The sequence below is a fragment of the Streptomyces sp. P13-3-3 genome (assembly GCF_050571355.1).
In the GTDB taxonomy this organism is placed as follows: domain Bacteria; phylum Actinomycetota; class Actinomycetes; order Streptomycetales; family Streptomycetaceae; genus Streptomyces; species Streptomyces althioticus.
Genome location: NZ_CP192228.1, coordinates 3,046,154 through 3,060,488 on the forward strand (window position 1 = coordinate 3,046,154; position 14,335 = coordinate 3,060,488).

Below are 14,335 nucleotides of genomic sequence, written 5' to 3' on the forward strand. Positions count from 1 at the left end.
GGCCGATGCCCGCACGTAGCATCGGTCGCCGCATGAACACCATGACCCTCTGGGACCTCACCGGCTGGGAGTTCGCCGCGCTGGCCTTCGCGGCCCTGCTCGTCGGGTTCTCCAAGACCGCCGTCAGCGGCGCGAACACGGTGAGTCTCGCCGTGTTCGCCGCCGTCCTGCCCGCCCGCGCGTCCACCGGCGTGCTGCTGCCCATCCTGATCGCCGGGGACGTCCTCGCCGTGCTGACCTACCGGCGGCACGCGCACTGGCCCACCCTGTGGCGGCTGTTCCCCGCCGTCGCGGCGGGCGTGGTCGTCGGCACGTTCTTCCTCATGTGGGCGGACGACGGGATCGTACGGACCTCGATCGGGGCGATCCTGCTGCTGATGGCCGGGGTCACGGTGTGGCGACGGCGCCGCGCCGACACCGAGGACGAACCCGACGGGGTGGTCACCCGGGCCGGCCGCGTCAAGGCCCGCTCCTACGGCGTCCTCGGCGGATTCACCACCATGGTCGCCAACGCGGGCGGCCCGGTCATGTCGATGTACCTGCTCTCCGCCGGCTTCCGGAAGCTGGGCTTCCTGGGCACGTCGGCGTTCTTCTTCCTCATCGTCAACACGTCCAAGCTGCCCTTCAGCGCGGGCCTCGGCCTGATCGACGCGGACTCCTTGCTGCTGGACGCGGCACTGGTGCTGTTCGTGGTGCCGGGGGCCTTGCTGGGCAAGTGGGCGGTGACGCGGATCAACCAGCGGCTGTTCGAACAACTGGTCATCGCGGCGACGGTGGTGGGGGGACTGCAGCTGCTGTTGCGCTGACGCCCGGGGTTCACATCCGGGCGGTGTCTTGTCCGGCTGGACGGCGCGGCTGTCGAGCCCGTGCGGGCGGCGGGGGAGGCGCGCGCCCCGCCGAACGCCTGGCGCGGTGACCGGTCCCGGCGGAGGACGGCGCGCCCGTGCGGTGGCGCGGCGCCCGGCAGGCCTCGTGTGCAGGCCGGGGCGCTCCCGATCGGCAGCCGACCGGAGCGGAGGCGGCGAGCTGCGCTGCCCGCCCAGCCCGTGCGGATTGCTACGGTCGCGGCGCCGTACCGCTCCGGCGGGTGCGAGCGGGGGCGTGCCTCGTGACCCCGCTTGTCCGGGAGCTCGACGGTCGCTGCGCGCACCGGCGGCACGGGTCGGCGCGGGCGGCACGGATCGGTGCGGGCGCCGGCGCGCTCGGTCGTCCCGTGGCCGCGCGCTCAGGTGCCGGACGGGCCGGTGCCCGAGGTGGGCGTTTCCTGGCGGTCCGGGGAGTCCGGGGGCCGGTGCCGGGGCCAGTGGAGGTGGGTGGGGACCGCCGTGCGGCCCACCGTCGCGGCCAGTTTGCGCAGGCGGCGCCAGTCCAGGCGGGGCGGACCCGGGGCGACGCCCGGGCGTTTGCGGGGGACGCGGACGCGCAGCGCGCCCGGGGCGATGCGGCAGTGGACCGGCGCGGGCAGGACCATCGCCTCGCCGTCGACGCCGGCCTCGATCTCGTCCCGGTCCGCCTCGACGACCACCTCCGGCGCGGCCAGCACCGTCAGCCCCGCCGGGTCCGGGTTCAGCAGCAGCGCGGCCGCGCTGATCGCGCCCTCCACCTTCACGCCGAGGACGCCCAGCGTCCCCGAGTCCAGCCGCTCGCGCCGCCCCAGGCCGAACGGGTCGCCGGTGCGGTACGGGTTGTTGCTCACCAGCACCGCCTGCGGAGCCGTCAGCGTGGTGTCCCCGGCGTGGGCGACCAGCCGGGGCCCCTGCTGCCCGGTGAGCAGGTCCGGCAGCATCTCCAGACTCGTGCCGATCTTGTCGTCCCGGTACGCGGGACTCTGCACGATCGCCGCGTACGCCCCGAACGACGCGTTGTTCACGAACGGCTGGTCCCCGGCGAACCCCAGGTCGACCCGGAGCTCCACCCCGTCCGTCAGCGCGTCCAGGCAGGCCGCCGGGTTCCCCCGGTCCAGACCGAGGTCGAGCGCGAAGTGGTTGCGGGTGCCCGCGCTGATCACCAGGAACGGGACGTCGTGCTCCGCGGCCACGGCCGCGACCAGCGCCTGCGTGCCGTCACCGCCCGCCGCGCCCAGCAGGTCCGCGCCGTCGGCGACCGCCCTCCGGGCCAGCTCGGTCACGTCGTGCTGCTGCCCCGGCTCCAGCAGCACCACCCGCGCGCCCAGCCGCTCCGCCTTCTCCCGCAGCCGGAACCGGCCCACCTTGCCGCCGCCCGACCGCGGGTTCATGATCAGCACCGGCTTCCGGGGCGGCGGCAGCCGCCGCTCCCGCGCCGGGGCGTGCCCGCCCGTCCCGCGCAGCGCGTACCTGCCGCTCCAGACCGCGAGACCCCACAGTGCCAGCGACACCAGCAGAGCCCAGAACAACGTCACCGCGAACAGCGCCAGCAGCGCCGCCGGCACGCACACGGCGACCAGCGCGGCCCCCCACCGCAGCGGCCCGCGCAGCGTCAGCGTCCACCACACGGCCGCCGCGCTGAGCCCCAGCCCGGCCGCCCCGAGCACCAGCAGCGCCAGTCCGCGCAGCCCGCCGTAGACCAGGGGGGTCGCCACCGCGAGCGCTGCCGCGAGCAACGCCCCCCGCGCCGCCCACCGCTGGGCGTGATAGCCCCGCCTGCTCCAGTCCACGCCCTGACTCCTTAGGTCGCCCCGGCGTCATCGTAGGGCGAACACGCACAGGCGTGCGGGCGGACGGTGATCATCGGCCGCCGGGCCGCCGCCGCGCGCCAGGACCTCGCCCCTTACCCTCGGCGCATGTCCCCGCACGTGCTGATCCTCGGCGGCACCGCCGAGGCGCGCCGGCTCGCCGCCGCGCTGGCCGCCCGCCCCGGCATCCGGGTCACCACCTCGCTCGCCGGACGCGTGTCCCGGCCGCGCGCGCTCGACGGCGAGGTGCGCGTCGGCGGCTTCGGCGGCCCCGGCGGACTCGCGTCCTGGCTCCGTGAGGAGCGCGTGGACGCCGTCGTCGACGCGACCCACCCGTTCGCCGCGACGATCACCGGGAACGCCGCCGTCGCGACCGCCGCCGCGCGGGTGCCCCTGCTGGTGCTGCGCCGTCCCGGCTGGCAGCCCGTTCCCGGCGACCGCTGGCACCCGGTCCCGTCCCTGGAGGCGGCCGCCGCCGCGCTGCCCGCACTCGGTCCCCGCGTCTTCCTGACCACCGGGCGCCTCGGCCTCGCCGCCTTCGCCGGACTCACGGAGCTTCGTTTTCTTGTGCGGTCGGTCGAACCCCCCGAGCCGCCGCTGCCCCCGCACACACACGTCCTGCTGGCGCGCGGCCCGTTCACCGTCACCGACGAAACGGCACTGCTGCGCGAGCACCGCGTCGACGTGCTGGTGACGAAGGACAGCGGCGGGGCGGCGACCTCGGCGAAACTCGCCGCAGCCCGGGACCTCGGCCTGCCGGTCGTGGTCGTCCGCCGCCCGCCCCTGCCGGACGGCGTCACAGCGCTCGCGGACGTGCCGGTGTTGCTGGCACGGCTGGACGAGGTCCTCGCCCGGACCCGCTAGGCGGGCCTGGCCGCGTCTTCAGCGCGCAGGGCCGGCGACGCGGTGTCCGGCGCGTCCTCGTCATGGCCCTGAACAGGCATAGGGCTCTGGCGGCGTTGCCGCCGGTCGCCTTGCGCCTGGACGCACCGGACCCCACTCACCGGACCCCGCTCACCCGCGCCCGCCGCACAGCGGGCTGCCGCGCCCTTCGACCTGCCCCGCCGGACAGGCGTCACCGCTCGCCCGGCGCGCGCCGCAGCAGATACGTGTCCATGATCCAGCCCTTGCGCTCACGCGCTTCGGCGCGCAGCCGTTCGATGCGGGGGGCGGCCTCGGCGACCGGACCGGAGACGAGGATCTCGTCCGGGGTGCCGATGTACGCGCCCCAGTAGATGTCGACGTCCTCGTCGGCGAAGGCGCGGAAACGCTGGTGCGCGTCGAGCATCACCACCACGTCGTCCACGCCCTCCGGGAAGCCTTCCTCGGCGAGCCGCCGGCCCGTGGTGATCTGCACCGGGCGCGCCACCCGGTTGAGCCCCGTGCGGTGCCGGGCGACCAGGGCCGAGACGCTGCTGACGCCCGGCACGACGTCGTACGCGAAGGCGACCGTGCCCCGCTCCCGCACCTCTTCGAGGATGCCGAGCGTGCTGTCGTACAGCGCGGGATCGCCCCACACCAGGAACGCGCCGGTCTCCTCCTCGCCCAGCTCCTCCACGATCATCCGCTCGTAGAGGTCGGCGCGGGCGCTGCGCCAGTCGCCGACGGCGGGGGAGTAGGCGGCGCCGCCCGCCGAGCGGTCCCGCTCCGGGTCACGCGCCTCGACGACGCGGTACGTCCGGTCCGCCAGGTGCGTCTCCAGCATGTCCCGGCGCAGCCGCGTCAGGTCCGCCTTCGCCTCGCCCTTGTCGAGGAGGAAGAACACGTCCGTGTCCCGCATGGCCTTGACCGCCTGCAGGGTGAGCTGCTCGGGGTCGCCCGCACCGATTCCGATCACATGAAGAGTCCGCACGGCCCCGAGTCTGCCGCACGCCGCCGACCGTCCCGCACCCAGGTCATGCGGCACCGCGCACCCAGGTCATGCGGCGCCCCGCAGCCGGTTCAGGCGGCGCCCCGCAGCCGAGGCGCCCGCGCGCCCGCGTCCACCGGAGCGCCCTCCCCGCGCTCCACCTCCGCCGCCAGTTCCCGAGCCCAGGCGATCACCGAGGGCAGGTCGATCCCGTGCGGCCGGAGGTCACCGCCCGCCGCCCACTCCTCGGCCGCGCCCGCCCCGCGCCGCAGCAGCCGCGCCCCGCCGGTGAGGTTCCCGCGCGCCGCGTGCGTGAGCCCGACCGCCATCTGGGCCAGCCCCCGCCACAGCTCCCGTTCCTCCTCGGGCCCCGACTTCCAGGCGTCCTCGAACACCTCGTGCGCGTGGAACGGCTTGCCCTGGTCCAGCAGCCGCTGAGCCTCGGCGACGCTCTCCTCCGGCGGCCGCACCACTCCCTCCGGCTGCCGGGGCACGCCCTCCTCGCCGTACGGCAGGGGCCGCCCGAGCCCGTCGCGCGGCCGGGCGTTGCGCGCCCGTCCCTCGTCGTCGCGGTCGCGGTCGGCGGCGCCCGCCCGGTCCGTGGATGTGCTGTCCGTGGTGCCCATACGGCCGATTGTGCCCCGCCGTCCCGTCCTGACTCGTGCCCCGCCTCCGGGCCCGGCTTCGGTCCGGCGGCGGGTGTGCGGTAAAGTGCTCATCGCGCGATCACGCGGTTCACCCGCGCGACGCGCACCGGGACGTGGCGCAGCTTGGTAGCGCACTTGACTGGGGGTCAAGGGGTCGCAGGTTCAAATCCTGTCGTCCCGACTTGCGACGAGCAGGTCGTCGGGCCGTATCGGAGTTCTCCGATACGGCCTTTTTCGCGTCCGCGCCTCAGTCGAGCGTGATCCGGGCCCGCACCGGCAGGTGGTCGCTCCCCGTCGCGGGCAGCGTCTCGATCCCGCTCACCGTCGCCGAGCGGGCCATCACCTGGTCGATCCGCACCAGCGGCAGCCCCGTCGGGAAGCTGAACGCGAATCCGCGCCGTGGCACCTCCAGCCGGGACGTCAGCGGGGCGAGGCCCCGGTCGTCGACCGTGCCGTTGAGGTCGCCCATCAGGATCACCCGGTCCAGCGGCTCGTCCGCCACCGCCCGCCCCAGCAGCGCCGCGCTCTCGTCACGCCCGGCCGACGTCATCCCGCGCGGCACGATCCGCACCGACGGCAGATGCGCCACGTACACCGCGACCTCCCCGTGCGGCGTGGCGGCCACCGCCCGCAGTCCCCGGCTCCACGGCTCGGTCAGGCGGGCCGGCTTGATGTCCACCGTCCGCGCCCCGCTCAGCGGGTGCCGCGACCACAGCCCGACGGTGCCCCGCACCACGTGGTGCGGATAGCGCGCGGCGAGGACCCGCTCGTACGCGGGCAGCGCGTCCGGGACCAGTTCCTCCAGCGCGATCAGGTCCGCGCCGGAGTCCGCGAGGGCGCGGGCCGTGTCCGCAGGGTCGGGGTTCTCGTCGGAGACGTTGTGCTGCACCACGACCAGATCGCGCGGCCCGGCCGGGTCCGCGGGGAGGAGCAGGTCACCGAAGGAACGCGTCCACACCGCGACGGGCAGCAGCACGGCCACCAGGACGACGGGCGACCTGCGCACCAGGCCGTACAGGAACAGGGGGACGACCGCCAGGCCGAGCCACGGCAGGAACGACTCCAGCAGGCTCCCCAACCGGCCCGGCGTGTTCGGCACCGCCCGGTGGAACGCGAGCAGCCCCGCCGTCAGCACGGCCAGGGCCGCGGGCACCCGCCCCCGGACCGGACGGGGTCTCGCGATGTCCACCCGGGCGTCCCCTTCGCGCGTCGTGATGATCAGCACTGATCGTACGGACGCGCGGGGAGGGCCCCGCGGTTCACGGTCTGACCAGCAACTGGAAGTCGAAGGAGTACCGGGACGCGCGGTAGATGTGGCTGCCGTACTCCACCGCACGGCCCGTGTCGTCGTACGCGGTGCGCTGCATGGTGAGCAGCGCCGCGCCCTCCTTCTCGTCCAGGCGGGACGCCTCCTCGGCGGTCGCCGAGCGGGCGCCGACCGTCTGGCGGGCGCTGTGCAGGGTGATGCCGGCCGCGCGCATCATCCGGTACAGGCCTGTCGCCTCCAGGCGGTCGGCGTCCAGGTCGAGCAGGCCCGACGGAAGGTGGTTGCTCAGCAGGGCGACCGGCAGGCCGTGGGTGCGCCGCAGCCGCTCCAGGGCGATCACCTCGGCGCCCTCGGGCAGCCCCAGGGCGGCGGCCACGCCGGGCGGCGCCGGGACGGTCTCGGTGCGGACCACCTCCGTGGTCGGCGCCTGCCCGGCCGCCTCCAGGTCGTCGTAGAGACTGGTCAGCTCCAGGGAGCGGCGCACCTGGCTGTGCACCACCTGGGTGCCCACCCCGCGCCGCCGGACCAGCAGCCCCTTGTCGACCAGGGACTGGATGGCCTGGCGGACGGTCGGCCGGGACAGGCCGAGACGGACGGAGAGGTCCACCTCGTTGCCCAGCAGGTCGCCGGGCGCGAGCACCCCGCCGGAGATCGCCGCCTCCAGCTGCTGGGCGAGCTGGTAGTACAGCGGCACCGGACTGCCCCGGTCCAGGGCGAAGTCCAGGGTGTGCGTCGCCGGTCCGGCCGCGGCGCGTGCGGGGTCACCGGGCTTCGCCATGGACGTGCCTTCCTGTCGGGGCTCCCGGTCGGAGCGCGGGGGCGGGTTCACAGGTGGCGGCGGCGCCCGGTGACCTGGGCGTCGTAGCGTTCGCGGGCCTGCCGGGCGGGCTCGCGGGTGGCGACCTCCGCCACCGGCACGTCCCACCAGGCCTCGGCCGGGGGAGCGGTCGGCGTCGGGTCGGTCTCGACGTAGACGCAGGTCGGACGGTCGGAGGCGCGGGCCTCGGCGAGGGCGGAGCGCAGCTCCCGCACCGTCTTGGCGCGCGAGACGTCCATGCCGAGGCTGGCCGCGTTCGCCGCGAGGTCCACCGGCAGCGGGGCGCCGGTGAAGGAGCCGTCCTCGGCGCGGTACCGGTAGGCGGTGCCGTAACGCTCGCCGCCGGTCTCCTCCGACAGGCCGCCGATGGAGGCGTAACCGTGGTTCTGGACGAGGACCACGTTGACCGGCAGGCCCTCCTGGACGGCCGTGACGATCTCCGTGGGCATCATCAGGTACGTGCCGTCGCCGACGAGCGCCCAGACGGGCGTGCCGGGCGCGGCCTGCTGGACGCCCAGCGCGGCGGGGATCTCGTAGCCCATGCAGGAGTAGCCGTACTCCAGGTGGTACTGGCGGGGGCTGCGGGCGCGCCACAGCTTGTGCAGGTCGCCCGGGAGCGAGCCGGCCGCGTTGATCACCACGTCGTCGTCGCCGACCACCGCGTCCAGCGCGCCCAGCACCTGCGTCTGGGTCGGCACGGCGGTGTCGTCCTCGGCGCGCAGGGCCGCCTCGACGACCGCGTCCCAGCGCTCCTTGCCCTGCCCGTACTCCGCTTCGTACGCCGCGTCCACGCGGTACCCGGCGAGCGCCTCCGTGAGCCGCTCCAGACCGGTGCGCGCGTCGCAGACGAGGGGGCGGGCGGCGAGCTTGTGGGCGTCGAAGCCGGTGACGTTGAGGTTCACGAACGTGACGTCCGGGTTCCGGAACAGGGTGCCGGAGGCGGTGGTGAAGTCGGTGTAGCGCGTGCCGACGCCGATCACCACGTCGGCGTCGCGGGCCAGCGCGTCGCCGACCGCGGTGCCCGTGTGGCCGATGCCGCCCAGGTCGGCGGGGTGGTCGTGGCGCAGCGAGCCCTTGCCGGCCTGGGTGGAGGCGACCGGGATGCCGGTGGCGTCCACGAGCGCCCGCAGCGCATCCTCGGCCTCGCTGTGGTGCACGCCGCCGCCCGCGACGATCAGCGGCCGGCGGGCCGCCCGTACGGCCGCCACGGCCGCGTCCAGCTCCACCGGGTCCGGGGCGGGCCGCCGTACCGTCCACACCCGCTCGGCGAAGAACTCCTCCGGCCAGTCGTACGCCTCGGCCTGCACGTCCTGCGGCAGGGCGAGGGTGACGGCGCCGGTCTCGGCCGGGTCGGCGAGCACCCGCATCGCGTTCAGCGCGGACGCGATCAGCGCCTCCGGGCGGGTGATCCGGTCGAAGTACCGGGAGACGGGGCGCAGCGTGTCGTTGACCGAGACGTCGGCCTCGACGGGGTGCTCCAGCTGCTGGAGCAGCGGGTCGGCGGCGCGGGAGGCGAAGTAGTCGCCGGGCAGCAGCAGCACCGGCAGCCGGTTGATGGTGGCGAGGGCGGCGCCGGTGACCATGTTGGTCGCGCCGGGGCCGATGGACGTCGTCACCGCCTGCGCCGAGAGGCGGTTGAGCTGGCGGGCGTACCCGACGGCCGCGTGCACCATCGACTGCTCGTTGCGGCCCTGGTGGTACGGCATGGCGTCGCGGTACTCCACCAGCGCCTGCCCGAGACCGGCGACGTTGCCGTGGCCGAAGATGCCCCAGGTGCCCGCGATCAGCCGGCGGCGCACACCGTCCCGCTCGGTGTACTGCGCGGACAGGAACCGCACCAGGGCCTGGGCGGTGGTCAGTCGGCGGGTGGTGGCGCTCATGCGGACCTCTCCGGTGCGGTGTAGAGGGGGAGTCGGGGGTCGACGGGCCGCTCGGGCCAGGTGTCGCGGATCCAGGCGTGGTCGGGGTGGTCGCAGATCAGCCAGGCGCGTTCGTTTTCGGGTCCCGCCATGACGTTCAGGTAGTACATGTGGTGGCCGGGCACCGCCATGGACGGGCCGTGCCAACCGTCCGGGATGAGGACGACGTCGCCGTCGCGCACCTCGGCCAGCACGTCCGTGTCACGGCCCGGACCGGACGGGGAGACCCGCTGGTAGCCGAGGCCCGGGGTGCCGTCGTGGGCGGCGAACTCGAAGTAGTAGATCTCCTCCAGCACCGACTCCTCGCCCGGCCGGTGCTCGTCGTGCTTGTGCGGCGGGAACGACGACCAGTTGCCGCCCGGGGTGAGCACCTCGACCGCGATCAGCTTGTCGCACTCGAAGACGCCCGCGGCCCCGAAGTTGTTGACCTGGCGGGAGCAGTTCCCGGTGCCGCGCAGCTCCACCGGCACGTCCGACGCGGGTCCGTACCGTGCGGGCAGCCGCCGGGTGCAGCGGGCGCCGGTCAGCGCGAACCGGCCGCCCTCCGCCGAGGACACGGTGACCCGGGCGTCGCGCGGCACGTAGGCGAAGTCGGTGACGCCGTCGAACACGCTCGTACGGCCGGTGAGCGCGAACTCCTCGTGGCCGAAGTCGTCGTCCGAGGCGACCGTGCACGCGCCGGTCAGGGGCAGCACGATCCACTCGGCGTCCCCGGTGTCGAAGGTGTGCGAGCCGCCCGGCTCCAGGCGCAGCACCCGCAGCGAGGAGTACCCCCAGCCGGCGGTGTCCGGGCTCACGTCCACGGCGTACGGGCCGGCGGCGGCCTCGCCCGCGGGAAGGTGATGGGTCATGCGTGCCTCCGTCTGCGAACGTCGTCGTACGGGCTTGTCACAACAGGCCGACGGCCGTGTCCACCGCCGTCTCCACACTGCCCTCGGCGGGGTAGAGCAGCGAGCGGCCGACGACCATGCCCTGCACGGTGGGCAGCCGCAGCGCCTTGCCCCAGCGCTCGTAGGCCGCTTCCTGGTCGCCGACCTCGCCGCCGAGCAGCACCACCGGCAGCGTCGACGTGCGCAGCACCTCGTCCATGTCGTCGACGTTCTCGGTGACCGGCAGCTTCAGCCAGGTGTAGGCGGAGGTGCCGCCGAGCCCGGAGGCGATGGCGATGGAGCGGGTGACGGCCTCGGCGGACAGGTCGTTGCGGACCCGGCCGTCCACGCGGCGGGAGATGAACGGCTCCACGAACACCGGCAGCCGGCGCGCGGCCATCGCGTCGACGGCGCGGGCGGAGGCCTCCAGGGTGGCGAGCGATCCGGGGTCGTCGTAGTCGATGCGGACCAGCAGCTTGCCCGCGTCGAAACCGAGCCGCTCGATGTCCTCGGCGCGGTGGCCGGTGAAGCGGTCGTCCATCTCGAAGGACGCCCCGGCCAGGCCGCCGCGGTTCATCGAGCCCATGACGACCTTGTTCTCCAGCGCGCCCAACAGGAGCAGGTCCTCCAGGATGTCGGCGGTGGCCAGCACCCCGTCCACGCCCGGCCGGGACAACGCGACACACAGGCGTTCCAGCAGGTCGGCCCGGTCCGCCATGGCCAGACGGCGGTCGCCTATGCCGAGGGCGCCCCGCGCGGGGTGGTCCGCGGCCACGATCATCAGCCGGCCGCTGTCGCCGAGCAGCGGACGCCGGGTCCGGCGGGCGGCCGCCTCGGCGACGGCCTCGGGATGCCGGGCGCGGACCGTGGTGAGCTCGGGGATGCTGAGTTTCAAGGAAGGGCTCCGTTCAGGGCTGGTTCGGCCGGCCGGCCGCGTCCCGCGCGAGGAGGTCGGCGACCTCCGGCCCGGTCGGCATGGCGGACGAGCAGGCGAGGCGCGAGGCGACGAGGGCGCCGGCCGCGTTGGCGTGGCGCATGGTCCGCTCCAGGTCCCAGCCGGAGAGCAGACCGTGGCAGAGCGAGCCGCCGAAGGCGTCGCCGGCGCCGAGGCCGTTGACCACCTCGACCGGCACCGGGGGCACCTCCGCGCGGCTGCCGTCACGGTGCACGGCCAGCACACCGCGCGGACCCTGCTTCACCACGGCCAGCTCCACGCCGGCCGCCAGCAGCGCCTCGGCGCACGCCTCGGGCTCGCGCACCCCGGTGGCGACCTCGCACTCGTCGAGGTTGCCGACGGCGACCGTGGCGTGGCGCAGCGCCTCGCGGTAGTACGGGCGCGCCTGGTCCGGGTCCCGCCAGAACATGGGACGCCAGTCCAGGTCGAAGACGGTGGAGCCGGCCTTGGCGCGCGCCTCCAGGGCGGCCAGCGTGGCGGTGCGGCTCGGCTCCTCGCTCAGGCCGGTGCCGGTGATCCAGAAGATGCCGGCCGCGCGGATCGCCGGCAGGTCCAGCTCGTGCGGGTGGATCTCCAGGTCGGGCGCCTTGGGACGCCGGTAGAAGTAGAGGGGGAAGTCGTCCGGCGGGAAGATCTCGCAGAAGGTGACGGGGGTCGGGTACGCCGCCACCGGGGTCACCCAGCGGTCGTCCACACCGAAGTCCTTCAGCGCCTCGTGCAGATAGGCGCCGAAGGGGTCGTCGCCGGTGCGGGTGATCACCGCGGTGGAGCGGCCGAGCCGCGCCGCGGCGACCGCGACATTCGCGGCGGACCCGCCCAGGAACTTCCCGAACGTCTCCACCTGCGACAACGGCACTCCGGTCTGCAGGGGATAAAGGTCGACCCCGATGCGACCCATGGTCACCAGGTCGAAATACTGTGGTGTGTCGGCCATTGAGCGACGCTCCTCGAGCAGCTGGGGATGCGGGGCCCAGGACGCCCTGCCACGGTGGGGACGTGCTTCCGGGGACCCGCCGCCTCCCAGGTGTAGGTCTCGAGGGGCGGCGGTGTCAATAGTTTGTACTTACATTCGGACGAGCGCGTGAAATGATGTCTTAACAAAGTATTGACAGCAGGCGGTTTCGGGGATTGGATCGCGTCCCAGCACGAACCGCCGTGTGTGATGGCACACACCCCGGACTCCCGAGGTTCCGGGCACCGGACTCTCGGACTCCTCGCCCCCTTTTCCCCGTGAAGCACAGTGAGGTGCAGGACTGATGGACCGCTCTTCCCACCCCCGCTCCCGCAGAGTCGCCCCCTTCGTCGCGGCCGCGGCGGCAGCCGCCCTGGCTCTCGCAGGCTGCTCGAGCAGCAGCGGCGGCAAGAAGTCCGAGGAAGGCGGAGCGGACGCCTCGGCCGGCAAGGCCTCGACGCCGCAGATGACCGTCGCCCTGGTCACCCACCAGGCGCCCGGCGACACCTTCTGGGACATCGTGCGCAAGGGTGCGCAGACCGCCGCCGACAAGGACAACGTCAAGCTGATCTACTCGGCCGACCCGAACGCCGGCAACCAGGCCAACCTGGTGCAGAACGCCATCGACCAGAAGGTCGACGGCATCGCGGTCACCCTCGCCAAGCCGGACGCGCTCAAGGGCGTCATAGCCAAGGCCGAGGCGGCGGGCATCCCGGTCGTCGGCATCAACTCCGGACTGAGCGACTGGAAGAATCTCGGGCTGCTGGAGTTCTTCGGGCAGGACGAGACCGTCGCGGGCGAGGCGTTCGGCAAGAAGCTCAACGAGGTCGGCGCGAAGAACGCGGTCTGCGTCGTCCAGGAGCAGGGCAACATCGGCCTGACCCAGCGCTGCGCCGGCCTGGAGAAGACCTTCGAGGGCAAGACGCAGGTCCTCAACGTCAACGGCACCGACATGCCGTCGGTGAAGTCGACCATCACGGCCAAGCTGAAGCAGGACTCCTCCATCGACTACGTCGTCACCCTCGGCGCCCCCTTCGCGCCGACCGCGGTGCAGTCCGTCGAGGAGGCCGGCAGCAAGGCGAAGGTCGCCACCTTCGACCTGAACAAGGAGCTGACCGGCGCCATCCAGGACGGCGACATCGAGTTCGCGGTGGACCAGCAGCCCTACCTCCAGGGCTACCTCGCCGTCGACGGCCTGTGGCTCTACAAGAACAACGGCAACTACAGCGGCGGCGGCGAGCAGCCCGTCCTGACGGGCCCGGCGTTCGTCGACAAGTCCAACGTCGAGGCGGTCTCCCAGTTCGCCGCGAAGGGCACCCGGTGATGAGCATGGCCCAACAGGCTGAGCCGGCGGCGACCACGCCGCCGGCCCCCGGCCCCGAGAGGCAGAAGGACGGACGCACCGCACGGCGCCCGCTGGCGCTGCGGCTCCTCGCCCGGCCCGAGGTCGGCGTGTTCCTCGGCGCGGTCGCCGTCCTCGTGTTCTTCCTGTTCGCCGCCCCGCCGGTGCGCGACGGCAGCTCGATGGCGAACATCCTGTACCAGTCGTCGACCATCGGGATCATGGCGCTGCCCGTGGCGCTGCTGATGATCGGCGGCGAGTTCGACCTCTCGGCCGGCGTCGCCGTCGTCACCTCGGCGCTCACCGCGAGCATGCTGAGCTACCAGCTCACCCTGAACGTGTGGATGGGCGTGATCGTCGCCCTCGTGGTGTCGCTCGCCGTCGGCTTCTTCAACGGCTGGATGCTGGTGAAGACCGGGCTGCCGAGCTTCCTCGTCACCCTGGGCACCTTCCTGATCCTCCAGGGCGTCAACCTCGCGGTGACCAAACTCGTCACCGGCAACGTCGCCACCGACAGCATCGCCGACATGGACGGCTTCGACCAGGCCAAGGCGCTCTTCGCCTCCAGCTTCGAGGTCGGCGGCGTCCAGGTGAAGATCACCGTGATCTGGTGGCTCGTCTTCGCCGCCCTCGCCACCTGGGTCCTGCTGCGCACCAAGTACGGCAACTGGATTTTCGCGGTCGGCGGCAACAAGGAGAGCGCCCGCGCGGTCGGCGTCCCCGTCACCTTCACCAAGATCTCGCTCTTCATGCTGGTCGGCCTCGGCGCGTGGTTCGTCGGCATGCACAACCTGTTCTCCTTCAACACCGTGCAGTCCGGCGAGGGCGTGGGCCAGGAGCTCATCTACATCGCCGCGGCGGTCATCGGCGGCTGTCTGCTGACCGGCGGCTACGGCTCGGCGATCGGACCCGTCTTCGGCGCCTTCATGTTCGGCATGGTGCAGCAGGGCATCGTCTACGCCGGCTGGAACCCGGACTGGTTCAAGGCCTTCCTCGGCGTGATGCTGCTCGGCGCCGTCCTCATCAATCTGTGGGTCCAGCGCACGGCGACCCGGAGGTGACCGC

At 73.6% G+C, this 14,335-nt stretch carries 13 protein-coding genes and 1 tRNA gene; 5 read left to right on the forward strand and 9 right to left on the reverse strand.

The features are described 5' to 3' along the window. The first annotated feature begins 32 nt into the window (after positions 1–32). A complete protein-coding gene (locus ACQZOG_RS13890; protein WP_033277282.1) occupies positions 33–806 on the forward strand; it encodes a sulfite exporter TauE/SafE family protein in 774 nt (257 codons plus the stop codon). Positions 807–1,225: 419 nt separating this feature from the next. Here the strand turns inward: ACQZOG_RS13890 and ACQZOG_RS13895 are convergent, their stop codons facing one another. Beyond that, positions 1,226–2,635: a diacylglycerol/lipid kinase family protein gene (locus ACQZOG_RS13895; RefSeq protein WP_033277283.1), complete on the reverse strand. Its 1,410-nt coding sequence runs from the start codon at positions 2,633–2,635 to the stop codon at positions 1,226–1,228. Positions 2,636–2,761: 126 nt separating this feature from the next. Between ACQZOG_RS13895 and ACQZOG_RS13900 the strand changes: the two genes are divergently transcribed. After that, positions 2,762–3,517 (forward strand): cobalt-precorrin-6A reductase, encoded by a 756-nt coding sequence (locus ACQZOG_RS13900; RefSeq protein ID WP_354793843.1) that lies wholly within the window; start codon positions 2,762–2,764, stop codon positions 3,515–3,517. A 211-nt stretch (positions 3,518–3,728) separates the two neighbouring features. On the opposite strand, the gene cobF is transcribed toward ACQZOG_RS13900, so the two are convergent. Both cobF and ACQZOG_RS13910 read right to left on the reverse strand, forming a co-directional pair. Further along, positions 3,729–4,505: a precorrin-6A synthase (deacetylating) gene (gene cobF, locus ACQZOG_RS13905; protein ID WP_382001046.1), complete on the reverse strand. Its 777-nt coding sequence runs from the start codon at positions 4,503–4,505 to the stop codon at positions 3,729–3,731. A gap of 89 nt (positions 4,506–4,594) precedes the next feature. Next, positions 4,595–5,128: a DUF309 domain-containing protein gene (locus ACQZOG_RS13910; RefSeq protein WP_382001043.1), complete on the reverse strand. Its 534-nt coding sequence runs from the start codon at positions 5,126–5,128 to the stop codon at positions 4,595–4,597. 128 nt (positions 5,129–5,256) lie between these two features. Here ACQZOG_RS13910 and ACQZOG_RS13915 point away from each other — a divergent pair. Beyond that, a tRNA-Pro gene (locus ACQZOG_RS13915) sits at positions 5,257–5,330 on the forward strand. A 66-nt stretch (positions 5,331–5,396) separates the two neighbouring features. Here the strand turns inward: ACQZOG_RS13915 and ACQZOG_RS13920 are convergent. The 6 genes from ACQZOG_RS13920 to iolC form a co-directional block, all read right to left on the reverse strand. Further along, positions 5,397–6,338: an endonuclease/exonuclease/phosphatase family protein gene (locus tag ACQZOG_RS13920; protein ID WP_107685369.1), complete on the reverse strand. Its 942-nt coding sequence runs from the start codon at positions 6,336–6,338 to the stop codon at positions 5,397–5,399. A 70-nt stretch (positions 6,339–6,408) separates the two neighbouring features. Continuing rightward, complete coding sequence (locus ACQZOG_RS13925; protein WP_037642935.1) at positions 6,409–7,194, reverse strand: GntR family transcriptional regulator; 786 nt, start codon at positions 7,192–7,194, stop codon at positions 6,409–6,411. 47 nt (positions 7,195–7,241) lie between these two features. Next, complete coding sequence (iolD, locus tag ACQZOG_RS13930; RefSeq protein ID WP_399609222.1) at positions 7,242–9,113, reverse strand: 3D-(3,5/4)-trihydroxycyclohexane-1,2-dione acylhydrolase (decyclizing); 1,872 nt, start codon at positions 9,111–9,113, stop codon at positions 7,242–7,244. After that, positions 9,110–10,003: a 5-deoxy-glucuronate isomerase gene (gene iolB / locus ACQZOG_RS13935; protein ID WP_382001040.1), complete on the reverse strand. Its 894-nt coding sequence runs from the start codon at positions 10,001–10,003 to the stop codon at positions 9,110–9,112. Before iolB ends, iolD begins: the two co-directional genes overlap by 4 nt. A gap of 37 nt (positions 10,004–10,040) precedes the next feature. Further along, complete coding sequence (locus ACQZOG_RS13940) at positions 10,041–10,916, reverse strand: Cgl0159 family (beta/alpha)8-fold protein (protein WP_093553587.1); 876 nt, start codon at positions 10,914–10,916, stop codon at positions 10,041–10,043. A 13-nt stretch (positions 10,917–10,929) separates the two neighbouring features. Then, the gene (gene iolC, locus ACQZOG_RS13945; RefSeq protein WP_399609221.1) at positions 10,930–11,910 is read right to left on the reverse strand and encodes a 5-dehydro-2-deoxygluconokinase; all 981 of its coding nucleotides are present in this window, start codon (positions 11,908–11,910) and stop codon (positions 10,930–10,932) included. A 322-nt stretch (positions 11,911–12,232) separates the two neighbouring features. On the opposite strand from iolC, the gene ACQZOG_RS13950 reads away from it, so the two are divergent. Together ACQZOG_RS13950 and ACQZOG_RS13955 are read left to right on the forward strand one after the other, a co-directional pair. Continuing rightward, positions 12,233–13,252 carry a sugar ABC transporter substrate-binding protein gene (locus ACQZOG_RS13950; RefSeq protein WP_033277292.1) on the forward strand — a complete coding sequence of 340 codons (1,020 nt, stop codon included), beginning with the start codon at positions 12,233–12,235 and terminating at the stop codon, positions 13,250–13,252. Next, complete coding sequence (locus tag ACQZOG_RS13955; protein ID WP_430741530.1) at positions 13,252–14,331, forward strand: ABC transporter permease; 1,080 nt, start codon at positions 13,252–13,254, stop codon at positions 14,329–14,331. The genes ACQZOG_RS13950 and ACQZOG_RS13955 overlap by 1 nt, the downstream gene beginning before the upstream one ends. Positions 14,332–14,335: the final 4 nt, after the last annotated feature.

What these genes read in the sequence shown, in the direction of transcription:
- ACQZOG_RS13900 (WP_354793843.1), top strand. Translation starts at nt 2,762, where the DNA reads ATGTCCCCGCACGTGCTGATCCTCGGCGGCACCGCCGAGGCGCGCCGG.
- iolB (WP_382001040.1), bottom strand. Translation starts at nt 10,003, where the DNA reads ATGACCCATCACCTTCCCGCGGGCGAGGCCGCCGCCGGCCCGTACGCC.
- ACQZOG_RS13925 (WP_037642935.1), bottom strand. Translation starts at nt 7,194, where the DNA reads ATGGCGAAGCCCGGTGACCCCGCACGCGCCGCGGCCGGACCGGCGACG.
- ACQZOG_RS13910 (WP_382001043.1), bottom strand. Translation starts at nt 5,128, where the DNA reads ATGGGCACCACGGACAGCACATCCACGGACCGGGCGGGCGCCGCCGAC.
- ACQZOG_RS13950 (WP_033277292.1), top strand. Translation starts at nt 12,233, where the DNA reads ATGGACCGCTCTTCCCACCCCCGCTCCCGCAGAGTCGCCCCCTTCGTC.
- ACQZOG_RS13890 (WP_033277282.1), top strand. Translation starts at nt 33, where the DNA reads ATGAACACCATGACCCTCTGGGACCTCACCGGCTGGGAGTTCGCCGCG.
- ACQZOG_RS13955 (WP_430741530.1), top strand. Translation starts at nt 13,252, where the DNA reads ATGAGCATGGCCCAACAGGCTGAGCCGGCGGCGACCACGCCGCCGGCC.
- iolC (WP_399609221.1), bottom strand. Translation starts at nt 11,910, where the DNA reads ATGGCCGACACACCACAGTATTTCGACCTGGTGACCATGGGTCGCATC.
- iolD (WP_399609222.1), bottom strand. Translation starts at nt 9,113, where the DNA reads ATGAGCGCCACCACCCGCCGACTGACCACCGCCCAGGCCCTGGTGCGG.